The sequence below is a fragment of the Streptococcus sp. HMSC065E03 genome (assembly GCF_001815045.1).
GTDB lineage: Bacteria > Bacillota > Bacilli > Lactobacillales > Streptococcaceae > Streptococcus > Streptococcus parasanguinis_AD.
The window spans coordinates 35,298-50,952 of sequence record NZ_KV818847.1 but is presented as its reverse complement, the minus strand read 5'-3'; the positions used below and the strand labels follow the sequence as shown (position 1 = coordinate 50,952).

General features: G+C 45.2%; 14 protein-coding genes. 2 read left to right on the top strand and 12 right to left on the bottom strand.

Annotation, left to right across the window (positions count from 1 at the left end):
• Positions 1-56: 56 nt before the first annotated feature.
• From HMPREF3002_RS03195 to HMPREF3002_RS03155, 9 genes are all read right to left on the bottom strand, one after another.
• Positions 57-1,382, bottom strand: a complete 1,326-nt coding sequence (locus HMPREF3002_RS03195) for a sensor histidine kinase (protein ID WP_070665244.1) — start codon at positions 1,380-1,382, stop codon at positions 57-59.
• A complete protein-coding gene (locus HMPREF3002_RS03190) occupies positions 1,379-2,032 on the bottom strand; it encodes a response regulator transcription factor (protein ID WP_009731294.1) in 654 nt (217 codons plus the stop codon). Before HMPREF3002_RS03190 ends, HMPREF3002_RS03195 begins: the two co-directional genes overlap by 4 nt.
• Positions 2,033-2,104: 72 nt before the next feature.
• A complete protein-coding gene (locus HMPREF3002_RS03185) occupies positions 2,105-3,481 on the bottom strand; it encodes an ABC transporter permease (protein WP_070665242.1) in 1,377 nt (458 codons plus the stop codon).
• A 12-nt stretch (positions 3,482-3,493) separates the two neighbouring features.
• Positions 3,494-4,135 carry an ABC transporter ATP-binding protein gene (locus tag HMPREF3002_RS03180; protein ID WP_070665240.1) on the bottom strand — a complete coding sequence of 214 codons (642 nt, stop codon included), beginning with the start codon at positions 4,133-4,135 and terminating at the stop codon, positions 3,494-3,496.
• Between the two features lie 6 nt (positions 4,136-4,141).
• A complete protein-coding gene (locus HMPREF3002_RS03175; protein WP_070665238.1) occupies positions 4,142-5,404 on the bottom strand; it encodes an ABC transporter permease in 1,263 nt (420 codons plus the stop codon).
• 181 nt (positions 5,405-5,585) lie between these two features.
• A complete protein-coding gene (locus tag HMPREF3002_RS03170; RefSeq protein WP_070665236.1) occupies positions 5,586-6,224 on the bottom strand; it encodes a YesL family protein in 639 nt (212 codons plus the stop codon).
• Positions 6,225-6,329: 105 nt separating this feature from the next.
• Positions 6,330-7,892 (bottom strand): type 2 periplasmic-binding domain-containing protein, encoded by a 1,563-nt coding sequence (locus tag HMPREF3002_RS03165; RefSeq protein WP_024055800.1) that lies wholly within the window; start codon positions 7,890-7,892, stop codon positions 6,330-6,332.
• Positions 7,893-7,901: 9 nt separating this feature from the next.
• Positions 7,902-8,798: a carbohydrate ABC transporter permease gene (locus HMPREF3002_RS03160; RefSeq protein WP_070665234.1), complete on the bottom strand. Its 897-nt coding sequence runs from the start codon at positions 8,796-8,798 to the stop codon at positions 7,902-7,904.
• Positions 8,799-8,813: 15 nt separating this feature from the next.
• On the bottom strand, positions 8,814-9,731 hold the full coding sequence (locus tag HMPREF3002_RS03155) for an ABC transporter permease (RefSeq protein WP_070665232.1): 918 nt from the start codon (positions 9,729-9,731) through the stop codon (positions 8,814-8,816).
• 195 nt (positions 9,732-9,926) lie between these two features.
• On the opposite strand from HMPREF3002_RS03155, the gene HMPREF3002_RS03150 reads away from it, so the two are divergent.
• Both HMPREF3002_RS03150 and HMPREF3002_RS03145 read left to right on the top strand, forming a co-directional pair.
• On the top strand, positions 9,927-11,594 hold the full coding sequence (locus HMPREF3002_RS03150) for a sensor histidine kinase (protein WP_070665230.1): 1,668 nt from the start codon (positions 9,927-9,929) through the stop codon (positions 11,592-11,594).
• The gene (locus HMPREF3002_RS03145; protein ID WP_070665228.1) at positions 11,575-13,119 is read left to right on the top strand and encodes a helix-turn-helix domain-containing protein; all 1,545 of its coding nucleotides are present in this window, start codon (positions 11,575-11,577) and stop codon (positions 13,117-13,119) included. Before HMPREF3002_RS03150 ends, HMPREF3002_RS03145 begins: the two co-directional genes overlap by 20 nt.
• Positions 13,120-13,162: 43 nt before the next feature.
• Here the strand turns inward: HMPREF3002_RS03145 and HMPREF3002_RS03140 are convergent, their stop codons facing one another.
• From HMPREF3002_RS03140 to HMPREF3002_RS03130, 3 genes are read right to left on the bottom strand one after another with little or no spacing between them, the layout of a single operon-like run.
• Positions 13,163-13,360, bottom strand: coding sequence for a DUF3272 family protein (locus HMPREF3002_RS03140; RefSeq protein ID WP_003002577.1), 198 nt, complete (start codon positions 13,358-13,360; stop codon positions 13,163-13,165).
• Positions 13,361-13,398: 38 nt separating this feature from the next.
• Complete coding sequence (gene dnaX, locus HMPREF3002_RS03135) at positions 13,399-15,075, bottom strand: DNA polymerase III subunit gamma/tau (protein ID WP_070665226.1); 1,677 nt, start codon at positions 15,073-15,075, stop codon at positions 13,399-13,401.
• On the bottom strand, positions 15,075-15,572 hold the full coding sequence (locus tag HMPREF3002_RS03130; RefSeq protein ID WP_070665225.1) for a GAF domain-containing protein: 498 nt from the start codon (positions 15,570-15,572) through the stop codon (positions 15,075-15,077). The genes dnaX and HMPREF3002_RS03130 overlap by 1 nt, the downstream gene beginning before the upstream one ends.
• Between the last annotated feature and the right edge of the window lie 83 nt (positions 15,573-15,655).

Sequence of the window (15,655 nt, the reverse complement as noted above, 5' to 3'; positions counted from 1 at the left end):
CTTGCTCGACAATCCAAAAATAATTGAGAGGCTAGGACTTTTGTCCCAGCCTCTTTTTATTCTTGAGGATCTTTAGGCAGTTCCATACGGAAGCGTAAGCCCATAGCCGTTTTGTCAAATTGGTAGGCCAGTTCTTCATGGTCTAGCAAGTGTTGGACCACGAAGAGTCCCAAGCCGCCTTCCTTCTTCTGACGGCTAGCGGTCATTGGCATTTCAGCGGTCTCTACCATTTCCTGACTGGTATTTTCAACCGCCAAGTGCGTCCCTTCTTCTTCGAGACGGAGCTGGATCTCTCCACCAGCATCCGAATGCTTAACGGCATTACTGATGACATTTGAGAGGACCAATTTCAAAATCGCTGGGTCCATATAGACTTGTTTGGCTGGGATCTGATTGTCAATCGTGAGTGCGCGGGATTGAGCCAAGACCTTGTACTGGTCGAGAATCTGCTCTACGACCTGGTCCAGCTGGATCCACTCCTTGTCTCCGGCCAATTCTTGGACAGAGGACAAGGAAAGGATTTCTAAGACGATCTGGTTCATCTCATCGACGATATCGAGGGAGACCGACAGATAGCGGTCCCGATCCTTGTAGCGGCCGATCTTATCCCGCATATTTTCTAGGATAATCTTCAAGCTGGCAAGAGGCGTCTTGAGCTCATGCGAAGCCCCACGTAGGAATTCCACCTTCATCTGCTCCAACTTCAGATTTTCCTGTTTCTGTTGCTCTAGATTGTCGATCACCTCTAAAAGATGGTGATAAAGGTCGTTGATCTGTTGCTTAAGGACACCGATCTCATCCTGCGAATGAATGGGAAGACTGGCTGTCCGATCCAGCCGTTTCATCCGCTTGGTCATCTGCTTGATCTCAAGGATCGGAGCAGAAATCATGCGGGCATAGAGATAGGAGGCAATTAACGACAGAACAAAGGAAGCAAGGAGACTATAGGGAAGAAAGCCCAGACTGATGTCCCGCGCTTCCTTTTGCGAATCGACGGTCGCTAAGAATTGCAGGGTTAAGTCTTTCCCCTCTTTGGTCTGAATCTTTCGCTCTTCAATGACCAGGGAATTGTTCTGGCTATCAGGGTTCAGGAGCAGGTCATCCTTTACCTCTAGGGCATTTTGTTTTTGCTTTCCTTTGATAGACACCTTGATATCATTGGTATTGGAATAAAGGTCGATGACCGACTCAATGGTCCCTTCTTCCTGACCCTGGAAACTCTTAGCCAGGGCTTGCGATTTCTTCAAAATCGTCTGGCGCTGGGACTCGATATAGGTCGATGGAAAAATAAAGTAAACCGAAGCATGGAGAAGGATGACTAAGCTACTAAAAAGGGCAAAGGTGATCAGAAAGATTTTTGCAAAGATACTCCGTTTGGTCATGGTCTCTCCAATTTATAGCCGACATTGCGTACCGTAACGATACAGTCCAGCTCTAGTTTTTTTCGTAGTTCCTTGATATAGACATCGATCACCCGGTCAAAAGGAATCTCCTCCGTCTCCTTCCAGACGGCATCGAGGATTTGGGAGCGGGTCCGGGCCTTGCCCTCATGCTGGAGCAAGTATTCCAAGATTTCCAACTCCTTGGCATTCATGGAAATAGCTTGCCCAGCTAGGCTGGCTGTGTAGCTCTCAAAATCCACCCGTGCCTCTCCATAGGTGAAGACCCGGGAAGGTTGAAGCTTTTTAAAAATAGCTTCGATACGGACCTTCAAGAGGGACAAGGAGAAGGGTTTTTCCAGATAGCCATCTGCCAACTCTCCAAAGGCCGTCAACTTATAGTCCTCGTCATGGAAGGCCGTCAGCATGAGGACAGGCACCGAGCTGGTCTTCCGGATGGTCTTGAGCACCTCCAAGCCATTGAGGATAGGGAGCTGGATATCCAGCAAGACCAGATCTGGCGCCTCTCTGTGAAAGAGGTCCAGGGCCTCCTGCCCATCACCTGCTTCAAAGACCTCATAGCCACATTCCATGAGATAGTCGCTCATCCCTTCGCGAATCAGGACTTCATCTTCTACGATTAGTATCTTCATACACTTTCCTTTTATCTAAGAAACTTCTTCTACCTCCTATTATACCCTATTTCTATTTTAGGAAACAATCTCTTATTCGACATCCACCAAGAGATCTTTTGGTTTCTTATGCAAGAGCCATTGAGAAGAAAGGATGGATACGAGAATCAAGAGGAGGCCGCCAACCAAAACAATCACCAACAATTGGCTCGGTTGGATGTCCATATGGAGTTCCGTCAGGGTCTTACTGAAGCTTTCTGCTTCAGCTCCTCCACCAAGGTTGGCTGCAGAGGATTCTTGAGCCATTTGTTTGGCAATGCCACTGGTTACGTTTTTAAGCACCGTATCTCCGACTCCTTTGGCAAGAAGACCTGCGACTCCATAGGAAAGGAGGAAGGCTGGAATGGAGATCATGACCAATTCTGCCACGAATTGTCCCGCAATCTGTACCTTAGAAAGTCCTAGAGCCAATAAGATTCCCACTTCTCTGCGACGGGCATTGAGCCACAAGACGAGGAGAAGAGTGAGAAGCAAGCTAGCAAAGACGAGACTTCCGATAAACAAGTAGTCTGCCACTTGGAACATGCTGCTGATGGATTTTTGCAAGGCTGGGTAGTTGGAAGAGCTCTTAACCAGGTCATAGAGGTTCCAGTCAATATCGAGTGCTTTGATTTTTTCGATCAAGGCATCCAGATCCTGATCCCCTTTGGCAAAGAAGGTCGCATCCTCATAGGTAGCTGTTTGGACAGTATTGCCATAGAGTCTGGCAGCTGTATCCAGGTCAGAGATGAGGGTATCTTCGTACAACTCTTGGGCGTAAGTTAGAGGAGCTTGGTTCTTCCCTGAGAACAAGCCCTTGATGGTCACTTCGACAGTTTCATTAGCCCCTTTTTCATTGTCAGCATCGTAGAGATTGGACTTGAGACGCACCTTATCGCCCACCTTAAGACCATTCTTTTTCGCCAAATCTTCGTGCATGAGGATTTGGTTTTTGTCCTTATCTGTCAGGTGCTCCCCTTGGACCAGTTTGTAGGCCCCAGAGACAAATTTATCTTCTTTTGAAGAGTCATTGACCCCCGTCACCATCAAGGTATTCTTGAAGTATTTGGCCCGCTCTGGAGACTGATTTTGCAGGGTTTCTTCGGTCTCAATGATCTCGTGGTCTAGGATATCCGCAATGGCATTGATCCGCCTGATGGAGGAGGTGATTCCCTCTACCTGGCTGATTTTCTCGATATCTTCTCCTCTGAGATTCCCAGCTCCCCGAGGGGTTCCCGGATTCGTCCGTCTGTTGATCTGCATGGAGAAGCTATTGGTGATGGAGCCCAGGCTTTCCGATGAAGCTTGTTGGGTCGCTCCCTTCATAGAGAGTCCGATCAAGCTCAAGGTCCCCATGAGGAGAATGATGGCAAAGAGCAAGAGAGACTTGGGCCATTTCCGTGTGATATAAGCAAAAGCATTGCGCAACATAGCATTCCCTCCTTACTTGCTCTTCTCAACGAGGCTACGGCGACTCAATTCCAAGACCACATCAGAGGCCTCTGCCACTTCCTTACTGTGGGTGACGACAATGACACATTTTTGGCGTTCCTTGGCCAACTTCTTCAAAATGGCAATAATGTCACCTGCTGTCTGTTCGTCAAGGTTTCCTGTCGGCTCATCTGCCAAGATGACAGGTGCTTCTGAAACGAGCGCACGCGCAATAGCCACCCGCTGTTGCTGCCCTCCGGATAGTTGCAGGACATTGCGTTTGATTTGCGTTTCGTCCAATCCCAATTCCAAGAGAATGTCTTTCCCAGCTTGTTTGTTGACCAGGCGGACATTTTCCAGTGGCGTCAAATAGTCAATCAGATTGTAATTCTGAAAGACCAGGGAGACATGGTGCTTGCGGTGATAGCTAGACCCTTTGGTCTGGATATCCTCCCCATCAAAGAGAACCTGCCCCTTCTTTGGATTGTCCAGACCAGCCAAGAGGGAGAGGAGTGTCGATTTCCCTGCTCCAGACTGACCGATAATGCTGTAAAATGTCCCATTTGCGAACTGATAGTTCACGTCTGAGAAGATCTCTTCTTGGTAGCTTTGGTAACTATAGGATACTTGTTTGAGTTCTAACATAGGTGTCATTTCTCCTTAACTCATTTTTGTTAATATTTCTTTTGGACTCTTGCGCCAGATCATGCTGGTCGTTACACCGAGTGACAGAAGGATCAAGCACAAGAGGCTAGCATAGGCGATTCCTAAGGAAAGGCCTTGAGGGATTTGGTTGAGTAATTCTAGGGTCTGCTGTTGACCGGTCTGTCCGACAAACTGCTCTAAGAAACGATGGCTGACCATCCGCCCGATGAGAAAGGCTGGGATCACTGCTAGTAAGGATACCAGCACCACTTCCAAGAGGAACTGTCTAAAGATCCGGCCCTTGCTCTTCCCAATGGATAAGAGGACCCCGATTTCGTGGATCCGCTCCCGTGTCCAGAGACTCAGTAAGAGCGATAGAGCTCCAGCTCCTGTCACCAGGAGGACGATCATCATGATCCGTACCAGGCCTTCCAGGGTCTGAGAGGATTCTTTCATCTGGTCAAAGGCCTTGCGATCTTCGACCACGCGTAGCGATTGCCAATCCAGATCCAAGCTTTTAACTTGCTTCAAGAGGGCATCGATTTTCTCAGGATCTTTGACGCCAAAGGTGACCTGGGTCACTTCTTGCTGACTGAGACCAAGGAGCTTGGTCGCATCCTCATAAGGGAGGTAGACTTGATTCTCACTCAGATCAGAGGTCATTCCTGTGAATTTTTCCTGTTTCTTACCTGAAAAGATCCCAACGATTTTAAAGGTTTGCTCTTTGGCAGGAGTCTCTCCCATCTGAAAGCTGGATAAGGTCAAGGAATCTCCGACCTTTAGCTTGTTCTTCTTAGCCAACTCTTCGTGGATCAAGATCTGGCCGCGAGCCTTGTCAGATAAGTGCTTGCCTTGCACCAGTTGGAAACTGCTACTCCGGAAATCTAGGTGCTGGTCTGTCTTCTGGGTGAAGACAGCGCCTAGCGCTTGCTTGGCTTCCTGACCCAGATCATCCCGTTCTACCGATTGCTGTCCCGTCACCGCTTCTTTACCAAGAATACGAACGGGACTTTCATATTGAGGAACCATAGATCCAACTCCAGCTAGCTGCTGCACCTTTTCAGCTTCTTTCAGAGAAAAGGGCTTATCCCCCTGCTTACTGGTCAGGGCAAAGCTGGTCCCAGCCGACTGCTTGATATGATCCTCCAGCCTTCCTCCTACTTGCATCAGTGAAAAACAGAAATACAAGCAAGAGAGGATTAAGAGCAGAATCAGAAAGAGGACCAGATTCCTCGTTCTTTTTCGAGAAATATAGGCGATTGCCTGTTGTAAGAGCATGATCTCACCCTCCATTTCAAGGTCCACGACAATACAATGTGGACGCTTTCATCATTTGTTATAGTTATTATAGAAAAGAAATGTGAAATGTTTATGAAATAGAAAAAGTTTCCTAGATTTTCTAGAAAACTTTATTCGATTTAAATAATATCAGTAACACATACGCCCCACTTGCTTGACTTTATTTTTCAAAGATTTCTCCTTCTTGGATCCTTGAAAAGATCTGATCGGTCAGTCGGACATTCAAGAAGCTCCAAAGAGCGAAACCACCAAAGGTGAAGAGATAAATAGCTGTCAGTAACCGTTCAGGACTACTAAGACTGATATAAACTACTGCCAGATTGAAGAAGATAAGAAAGATGGTTTGAATTGGATTTAAAAGAGCAATGAGGAAACTATTCAGACAGACCTTTCTTGTAGGGTCTTCAAAGAGGCCGATATAAGGGAAGATCAAGGTCATCCCTCCACATAGAAGAACGATAAAGGGAAGCAAAATCCAAATCCCATACTCACTTAAGAGCGCCGTATTTGAAAAAAGACAGTAATCCAAATAAAGAAGGGCTGATAGTCCTAGGCAAGTCAACCAAATCACCGTCGCTTGCTTGAAATTAGCTCGAAAGATTCGGAAAAAATGAAAGACGAGATCCGTATCTACCCCTTTCAACAAGCGGTGCCACATGGTTGCTAAAGCGGTAAGCGATGCACCGATCGTGAAAATCGGAAGGCAGCAAACGATAAACAAGGTGTTCAAGATAATGATGTCTGTCAACCGGGTCAAGGTCTTGACCAAGCGTCCATCCAATGAAAATAATTTTTGCATCTTCTTCTCCTTGTTCTTCATCTCTATTTTCTTCCACTTCCTCCAAGGAAGCACTCAGGGGCTTTAGGCCCCTGAGTTACTTACTTGAATCCATTTAGACTCCTGTTACTTCACTTCTTTTTGGTAACGATCATAGGCATCCTGTTGAATCTTCATAAAGTCATCAATGCCCATCTTCTTCAATGTTGCTTTGTAATCGTCCCAATCCTTTTCGACGCCCCCTTCGACTACCCATTTAGAAGCTTGTTGGGTAACATAGGAGTTGATATCGACATAAATAGAGGACAATTTGTTCAATTCTTCTTGAGAGTAGATGACATTTGGATATGCTGGCAAAGCGTATTGTTTCAATTCTTTGTCCATCTTCAATTTGAGGCCATCACCTTGCGTTTGGTCGATGTCGACATGACTATTGATATCATCTGACACATATTTTGGTCCAAAGTCACGAAGGGAATTAATCCAAGCCCATTCATCGGCAGATTTACCATCTTTTGGAGCCAAGACCTTGTACTTGTCACCATCTTTTTCAGTCGCAATGCCAAAGGATCCATAGAAGTTTTGGATGCTGGCATCATCCGTGTAGAATTTATCCAACCATTTGAGCAATTTTGCAGGGTCCTTGCACTTATTTGTGATCAGGATTTCATTGCGTCCATAGTTCAAATGATCTGGGTCAGAAATGACATATTGTTTGCCATCTGGGCCTTTCAATGCTGGGAGAGGAGCATATTCGCTGGCATGTTGGCCAAAGGTTGCATCTGCTGTCCAACCACTTGATACGCCGACACGCGCCACACCCTTGTCCATCCGTTTGGCAACAGACATAGAGGTATCTTCTGTAAAGAGTTCAGGGTCGATCAAGCCTTTCTTGTAGGCTTCATGCATCGCCGCTATCCCTTGTTTATAACTTTCTTCTGTTCGGAGGTAGACCGGTTTACCATCTTTGACTGACATTTCATAGGTATTATCTCCACCCAGACGGTTGTTGAATGGCAAAATATAAGAGAAGGTCGGATCAAAGTTACCAGAACCAAATGGAATTTCATCATTGACATCCCCATTGCCATTAGCATCCTTATCCTTAAAGGCTTGTAAAACAGTCACCAATTCATCATAGGTTTCGGGCATCTTCAAGCCAAGGTTATCCAACCATTTCTTATTAATAAAGAGCTGGTTGCCGACGATTGGCCGCATTGGCAATTTCTTAGGCAGACTGTAAATATGACCATCTGGGTTGGTCACCATGGCTTTTAATTTTGGTTCTTTTTCAAAGGCCTTGTTCAAGTTTGGCATATTATCCTTGATCAAGTCTTCCAATGGAATGAACATGTTTTGGTTCTGAGCGATTTCAGAATCCGTGAAGGCATTGGATCCCAAGAAAGCGTCTGGTAAATCTCCACTGGCAACAAGAACGGATTTCTTATCAGACCAGTCTGCAGCCACCATGGTATCCCATTTGATCTTGATACCTGATTCCTTGGCTGAATCATCTAGAAAACCTTTGTGATAGTCTTCCCCCCAATCCGACCAACGAACGGTCGTGATCTTGAAGGTATTTCCATCATTCTTGTCAGTGCTTGATTTATTTGTGGAAGCTCCACAAGCCGTCAAGCCAGCTAAAGCAGCTGCTCCAAGGAGCAGATAGGCAAATTTCCTGTTTTTCATGATCTTCTCCTATTCTTTCAAGGCTCCTATCATGACACCTTGATTAAAGTATTTTTGGACGAATGGATACAGCATCATAATCGGTGCTGTTGAGATAACGATGGCTGCATATTTCATCATATCAGCCTTAATACGGAGGTCAGAAGCTACCTCCCCTGTTGCTTGCGATTGCAACATTTGATTACTAATTAAGAGACGGCGCAGGATCAGTTGTAGGGGTTGGAGATTTTCATTGGTCAAATAAATCAAGGCATTGAACCAAGAATTCCAGATCCCTACTGCTGTCCAAAGTCCAATAACGGCAATAATAGCCTTGGACAAGGGGAGCACGATCTTTCTGAAGTAATGAATGGTTCCACACCCATCGATCTGGGCGGCTTCCCACATCCCTTCTGGAATACTATTGTTAAAGAAAGTTCGAGCTACAACGATATTGTAAGGAGATACTGCAAACGGTACGACCATTACCCAGAAGGTATCGAGCAAGCCCAATTGTTTCACTGTCAAATAAATGGGAATCAAGCCCCCAGAGACAAACATGGGAACGATAAAGAAGACACTGACCCATTTCTTAGCAAAGAGGTCCTTTCGCGACAAAGCGTAACCAGCCGGGATATTAATGACCAGGGCAACGATGGTCCCTACAACCGTGTAGAGGATGGTGTTGAGATAGCTCTTTAGAAACAAAGGTTGCTCAATCAAGCGTTGATAGCCGTCTAGTCGCCATTCTCTCGGGATAAACCAAACCTTACCAGTTGCCACATCAGACGGATTACTGAATGAAGCGATAATGACAAACCACAAAGGGTAGACAATCAAGAGAATCAAACAAATCGCTAGACCATAGATAAAAACATCAAAGAGGATTTCTGACTTGGTCTTTCTCGCATGTTGAAACAATTTCACAATTTCTCCTCCTTTCTAGAACAATCCTGTCTTGGTATAGCGTTTCGCAAACCAGTTGACCGACAGTAAGATGATCAAGTTAACCAAGGTATTAAAGAGACCGATCGCTGTCGAGTAACTATATTGAAAATTAATCATCCCCACTTTGTAGACATAAGTCGAAATGATTTCACTTCCAGCTAGATTGAGTGGATTTTGCAAGAGCAAGACCTTTTCAAAACCAACACTGAGTAGACTGCCTGCTCTGAGAATCAAGAGAATCATCGCCGTTGGTAACAGTAAGGGTAAGTCAATATGGCGGATTTTTTGCAATCGACTCGCCCCGTCCATGGTCGCTGCCTCATAAAAGGTCGGATCAATAGCCGATAGAGCGGCTAGATAGATGATACTATCCCAACCAATATGTTGCCAGACATCGCTCCAGACATAGACACCTGCAAAGCTACCCGGTTTGGATAAGAGAGCAGGCATCTTTAAGCCGACCAATTTGAGGACATTGGCTAACAGTCCACTACTTGGAGAGAGAAAAAGAATAATCATCCCACACATGACCATGGTCGAGATAAAATGAGGCAAATAAGTCGTTACTTGAAAGATTTTTTTGAACTTGCCCACACGAATCTGGTTGCAAATAATGGCTAGAACAATCGGCAAGGGAAAACCAACCAGAATACTGTAAATAGAAATTTTCAAGGTATTCTTCATGGTTGTTGCAAATTGGAAGGATGAGAAGAACTGGTTAAAATACTTGAGACCAGCCCAAGGACTTCCAAATATCCCAGTAGCGGGAGAGTAATCTTTAAAAGCGATGACTAGACCCGCCATAGGGATATAGGCAAATAAAATCAATAAAATAATCGATGGCAGGAGCAGCACATATAAAGGAATATTTTTCTTACATTTGCTCTGCTTCGCATTAACTTCGCTTTTCATAAGGCCCTCCTTTTCTTTCTCCTTTATTTTATAGGAATCTTTTCCATCTTTATAGAACTTTTTCGTGCATCTTCATTCACTTTTCCGTTTTCTCCACACAAAAACATGCACTTTCCCGATTTTTTTTACTTTAATATCGGTTTTATTCATGAATCTGTTTTCAAATAGTGCTATAATATATGTGAGGTGCTCATTATGAAAGCTATTCACAGAAGTACACGAGATCACTCGATTCAATTTTTTTCGCGCCTACTCTTTCTCCTCTTAGTCGTCAATACCTTGATCAACCTTTTGATTGGTGGGATTAGCCGAAATTTTATTAAACACCAAAATATGCTCCATTTAGAGGACTCGATTCATATCTATGCGGATTCCTTAAACACAGAGCTTCACTCCGTTGAGCGTTTTATGTACAGTACTATTAGTCACAATGACTATTTGACAGAGCTCAATACCCCGCTTGATTTCACGGATTTTCATGAAAATCTAAAAAAATTGCGGATCGATTTTACGGAGTTTCAGTACCAGATGGATAGCCCCATTACCTTTTTCATAGAGACAAGAGATATCCCCCATTTTTTCAATGCCTCCAGTCTTCAACTGCCCTACCTGGACTATGTACAATTGAAAGATCATCTTAAAACCTATGACAAAGAAACAGACAAGACCAATCAAAAATGGCAACGAATCAGCCTGAACCAGCATGATTATCTCTTAAAATCCCTCCATTACAAGGGCAAGGCTATCTATGCCATCATTTCTACCCAGGATATTTTAAAACCCTTGCAAAAGCTCAATATTGGGAAAAAAGGGCGCTTATCCATCGATCGCCCCAACCAGATTCATGCTACAGATTCCGTCATTCAAGCCGATAGCAATCAAACCCACCTGCCTTTTGATCTGTATGTGACGGTCGATTACGGAGACGTTTTCCGTACAAATATCGTACTTGAAACCCTTCTCTCCTTGGTCCCTTTGATCATCGCCGTTCTCTCTACCATTCTGATCCTTTATATTCGTCAACGGATGATCCAGCCAATGAAACGACTCACCCAGCGTCTTTCTCAGCTAGATGCTGCTTCTACCAAGCTAGATGTAATCGAAGACCAAGGGATCTTAGAGATCGATCAGGCCAATCACAAGCTCAATCAGGTTCTGATCCATATGAAAGACCTCCAAATTCGAGCCTACCACGCGCAACTCAATCTCAAAAAAGTCGAACTCAATTACCTCAAAAATCAAGTCCGACCCCACTTTTACCTCAACATGCTCTCCATGATTCACAGCATGCTCCAAACCAAGGACTATAAGGAAATCGAGGAGTTGACCAAGGTGACTTCCAACTACTTGCGTCACCTCTTTCAAGCCAACCAAGATTTCAATCGCTTAGCAGATGAAATCCAACATATCCGAAATTACCTAGAGATCCAGAAAATCCGCTATGGCGACAGCATCCACTTTGACCTGGACTGGGATCCTGGTCTGAAAGATGCTGCTATTCCCCCTCTGCTGTTACAAACCTTTGTGGAAAATGCCATCAAACACGGCTTTTCTTTCCAAGATTCCTTCCACATCCAGCTTTCCATTCATGAAGAAGCAAACCAACACCTTGCTATTTGCCTTCAGGATAATGGTCCTGGTTTTAGCTCCGCTATCTTACAAGATCTAGCAGAGAAAAAATCCTTAGTCACAGAAGATGGCCACCACATTGGTTTGACCAATGCACGGGAACGACTAGATCTCCTCTATCCAGATCACTACACGCTTCAATTTTCAAATGGATCCCAAGGAGGGGCCCGCATCCAACTGAGCCTTCCTTATGAACCCTACAAAGGAGACACACATGAATATCCTACTCGTTGACGATGATCGTTTTATCATTAAAGCCCTACAGGAAACCATCCATTGGGAAGCCTTGGGCATTGAGCAGGTATATACTGCCTCCAGTCTGAGCCAAGCCCAAGCCATCATTCAAAGTCACCCAATCGCCCTCATGATCAGTGATATCGAGATGCCACAAGGCAGTGGGCTAGATCTCCTAGCCTGGGTCCGGTCAGAAAAATATGACATTCAAACGATCTTCCTTACCAATTATGCTGATTTCAATTATGCACAAAAAGCCATTGAACTCCAAAGTTTTGAATACTACCTCAAGCCGATTGACCCAGATCGCTTAGAATTTATCATTCAAAAAGCCCTCAATAAGATCAAGCGCCACAAGAGTGCGGCCCAATTAGCCCAGCAAGGACAAAAAGAAGCTGAATTTTGGCATGACTACTTGCGAAAACCACGTCCATCTCAAGCAGAACAGCTCCTTCAAGAAGTGACAAAACGGGGTTATAGCCCCAAACCACATGAAGACTACCTCTTAGTCCTCATCACTCTCCACTTAGTTGAAGAAGACTTTCACCCCAGCGTCCCTTCTTGGCGCTTGCAGCTCCGCCATTGTATCAAGGATCTCTCCCTGGATTTCCCTGTCCACTACTGCGCCCTCAGTAAAATCGAAAGCCAGACCGATCGCTACCTCTGCCTCTTCAAAAAGAATCAGACTACAGAGTGTGTAGACTTCCTAGAGGCTATCCAGCAGAAGATCCAGCAAGACTTAGACCGATCCTCTATCCTTCTCTATTCAGATGCTATTTCCCTTGAGACGCTCTTGATGAAGGCTCTGCAACTCTGCCAATACAGTGAAGAACAAGTCTTCCATTGGAACAGTATCCACTCCTATGCTTCTTTGGGTCCACAACCTCAAAAGCCCGCTCATCGGACATCGCTTACTTTTACAAATCAACTAGAGACGGAACAGCTTCTCCAAATCATCCATAGCTTAGAGACTCAAGATCGCATCCCGCTCTCAGCTCTGAGTGAACTCCAGCTAGACTGGACCCAGCAAATTGGGATTTATCTGGACAAGAACGGTATTCTCGCCCACAAGTTATTTCAAAACAAACACCATCAATTTCTCTTCGAACGGCGTTTTCATGCCATCGAAGCTTTTGAAGCCTATATTGGGGATTACTGGAGCTCTGCTCGCCATTATGTGATCGATCTAGAACACCAATCCAATCTCATCCAGCGGATCACCGACTACATCGACCACCATTACAAGGAGGATATCAGTCGCACCAAGCTGGCCGAAATGGTTTTTCTTAGTCCAGATCATCTAGCACGGATGTTTAAGCGCGACACCGGCGAAACCCTGGTGAAATACATCACCGATAAACGGATGGCCGCTGCAAAAGAGATGCTATCGCAAAGCGATACCCCCATTTACCAAGTTGCCCTCCAGGTGGGATATGACAACTACTCCTACTTTACAAAGGCTTTTAAACAGAAGGTCGGCCTCTCCCCAGGAGATTACCGCAAGCAATGCCAAGGAGCCTTTTAAAACAAGAAAAAAACCTTTGAAAAAAGATTTCTTTTCAAAGGTTTTATTTTCTTTTCTTTCTGATTTCTTTTTCAATGGCACTAGCAATTTTCTCCACCATATAGGCTGTTTGGAGATTGCGCAATATCAAGAGGGCCCAAAAACATGCAAAGAGCATTTGACCCGCCATGGTCGCTTCATTGAAAAAATAAGTCTCCATAGCAGTAAAGACTGCTATCACTGCAAATTGTTTTCTATTCATAAAATTATTTTACCATGATTCAGTAAAAAATTCATGTATTAATCGTCTTGCAGGGTGATTTTATCGGATAAAAAGTGAAATTCCTCAGGGATGACACTTTCCTCTTCTTCCACCACTTCCGCTTTTTGCCCACGCGCCTTAGCCGAAAACTCTGCCCGGATTTGGGTCCATTCTTCCATCGAAACCGCTAAAATCTCTGGTGAGAAGCCCGCAGCATTGCTGAGGATATTTCCAAACATGGTATTGAGGTTGTCCCTCTTCATAGTCTGTTCAGCATTAAAGGCAGACTCAAAGGCTAAAATAGCGTGATTTTCATTGGCAGCGACCGGCTGGGATCCGATTAAGAGGGCCTTATCCGCACCTGCTAAGCTCTCGATAATTTCCCCCCAAGCGTTCTGAAGACGGATCAAGTTGGTCCTTGCCAACTCTGGGTTTTCGACCGCCTCTTGCAAAATCGCGTTGACCTTGTTTCGATCTGCACGGTAGCCCTTGCTCGACTTGGTTGGACGAGCTACTGTCGGTTTTGAAGTAGGAAGACTGCTACCCGATTGCGCTAACTGTTGCTTAAGCTGAGCGACTTCCTTCTTCAAGTCTTCCAGCTGAGCTAGCACATTGGAGGGAACCTCCACAGCAGCTGAGTTAGAAACTTGGCCTGTGCTTTCAGCCAATTTAATGGTCATCATTTCAGTATAGATACGCGGTTGCAGACTATTTTTGATGTCCGCCAGACTGGTCGTCGCCTGGTCAATCAGGGCAAAAAGACGGGCTTGATCGGCTTCAAGATTCGCCGCAAACAAGTCACTAGCGTGAGTGTTTTCGCCACCTGTCTGGACAATCAAGAGATCTCTCAGGTATTGAAGTAAGTCCGTAACGAAACGGGCCATATTCTTCCCGTTATCAAAGATAATCACCAGCTGATCCAGCGCCGCTGTCGCATCATGAGCCAGGATGGCAGCTACGTAGTGATCGAGCGCAGCTAGGCTGATTGAGCCCGTAATCTCTTCAGCGATTGCTGTCGTCAACTCACTACCCGCAGTCAGACTCAGGGCTTGATCCAAAATGGACAAGGCATCCCGCATCCCACCTTCAGCGCGCCGAGCAATGATCTGCACAGCATCTGCTTCATAGGCAATCCCTTCTGTAGCTAGGATGCTTTCCAAATGGTGAACGATATCCGGCAGTTTGATGGATTTGAATTCAAAGCGTTGCACCCGTGACAGAATGGTCGCAGGAATCTTGTGTAACTCCGTTGTTGCAAGGATAAAGACCACATTTTCCGTCGGCTCTTCCAGCGTCTTCAACAAGGCATTAAAGGCCCCTGTTGAGAGCATATGGACCTCATCGATAATGTAGACCTTGTGCTTGGCTAGACTTGGAGCATAGGTTGACTTGTCGCGAATATCGCGAATTTCATCGACCCCATTGTTGGAGGCTGCATCGATCTCAATGACATCTTCTAGGCTCCCATTGGTAATGGATTCACAGATATAGCAGTCGTTACAAGGCTCCCCATTGACTTGATTAGGACAGTTCATAGCCTTAGCAAAGATCTTGGCCACACTGGTTTTCCCAGTACCACGAGGACCAGAAAAGAGATAGGCATGGCTGATCTTCTCCTGCTCCACTGCCTGTCTCAATGTCCGTGCCACCACTTGCTGGCCGACCAATTGGCCAAAGGTCTGGCTACGGTATTTCCGATATAAAGCTTGATACATTAGTTCTTAACTCCAAACATCTTAAAGTCCCAGTTTGTCTTTTCGATCAAGAGGGCGACAAACTTTTCTAAATACTCCTGATCCAGCAGATCATAGTCAGAGACACACTCCGAATCCAGGTCTAAAACCCCAAGGAGCTGACCGTCCTTGACCATAGGCACCACAATCTCACTCATAGCCCGGCTATCACAGGAAATATAGTTGGCATGCTGGCGCACATCATCGACAATCATGGTTTCCTGCTTTTGAGCTGCTTCTCCACAGACACCCTTTCCAAGAGCGATATGGACACAAGAAACACCTCCCTGAAAAGGTCCCAGGATTAATTCCGTTTGGTCATACAAATAAAAACCTGCAAAGACCGAACGAGGCAGGGCTTGATTTAAGAGCGCACTGGCATTGGACAGATTAGCCAAGGCATTGCTTTCTCCTGTTAAGAGAGCGTCTAACTGAGCCAGCAAGAGCTGGTATTGTGATTCTTTTTCCGAATGTTTCATACCTTCCATTATACCAAATCTTTGCCCAAAAATTAAGCTTCAAACAGCGAAAGAAAAGAGAGTGGGACAGAAATCGGTAATTC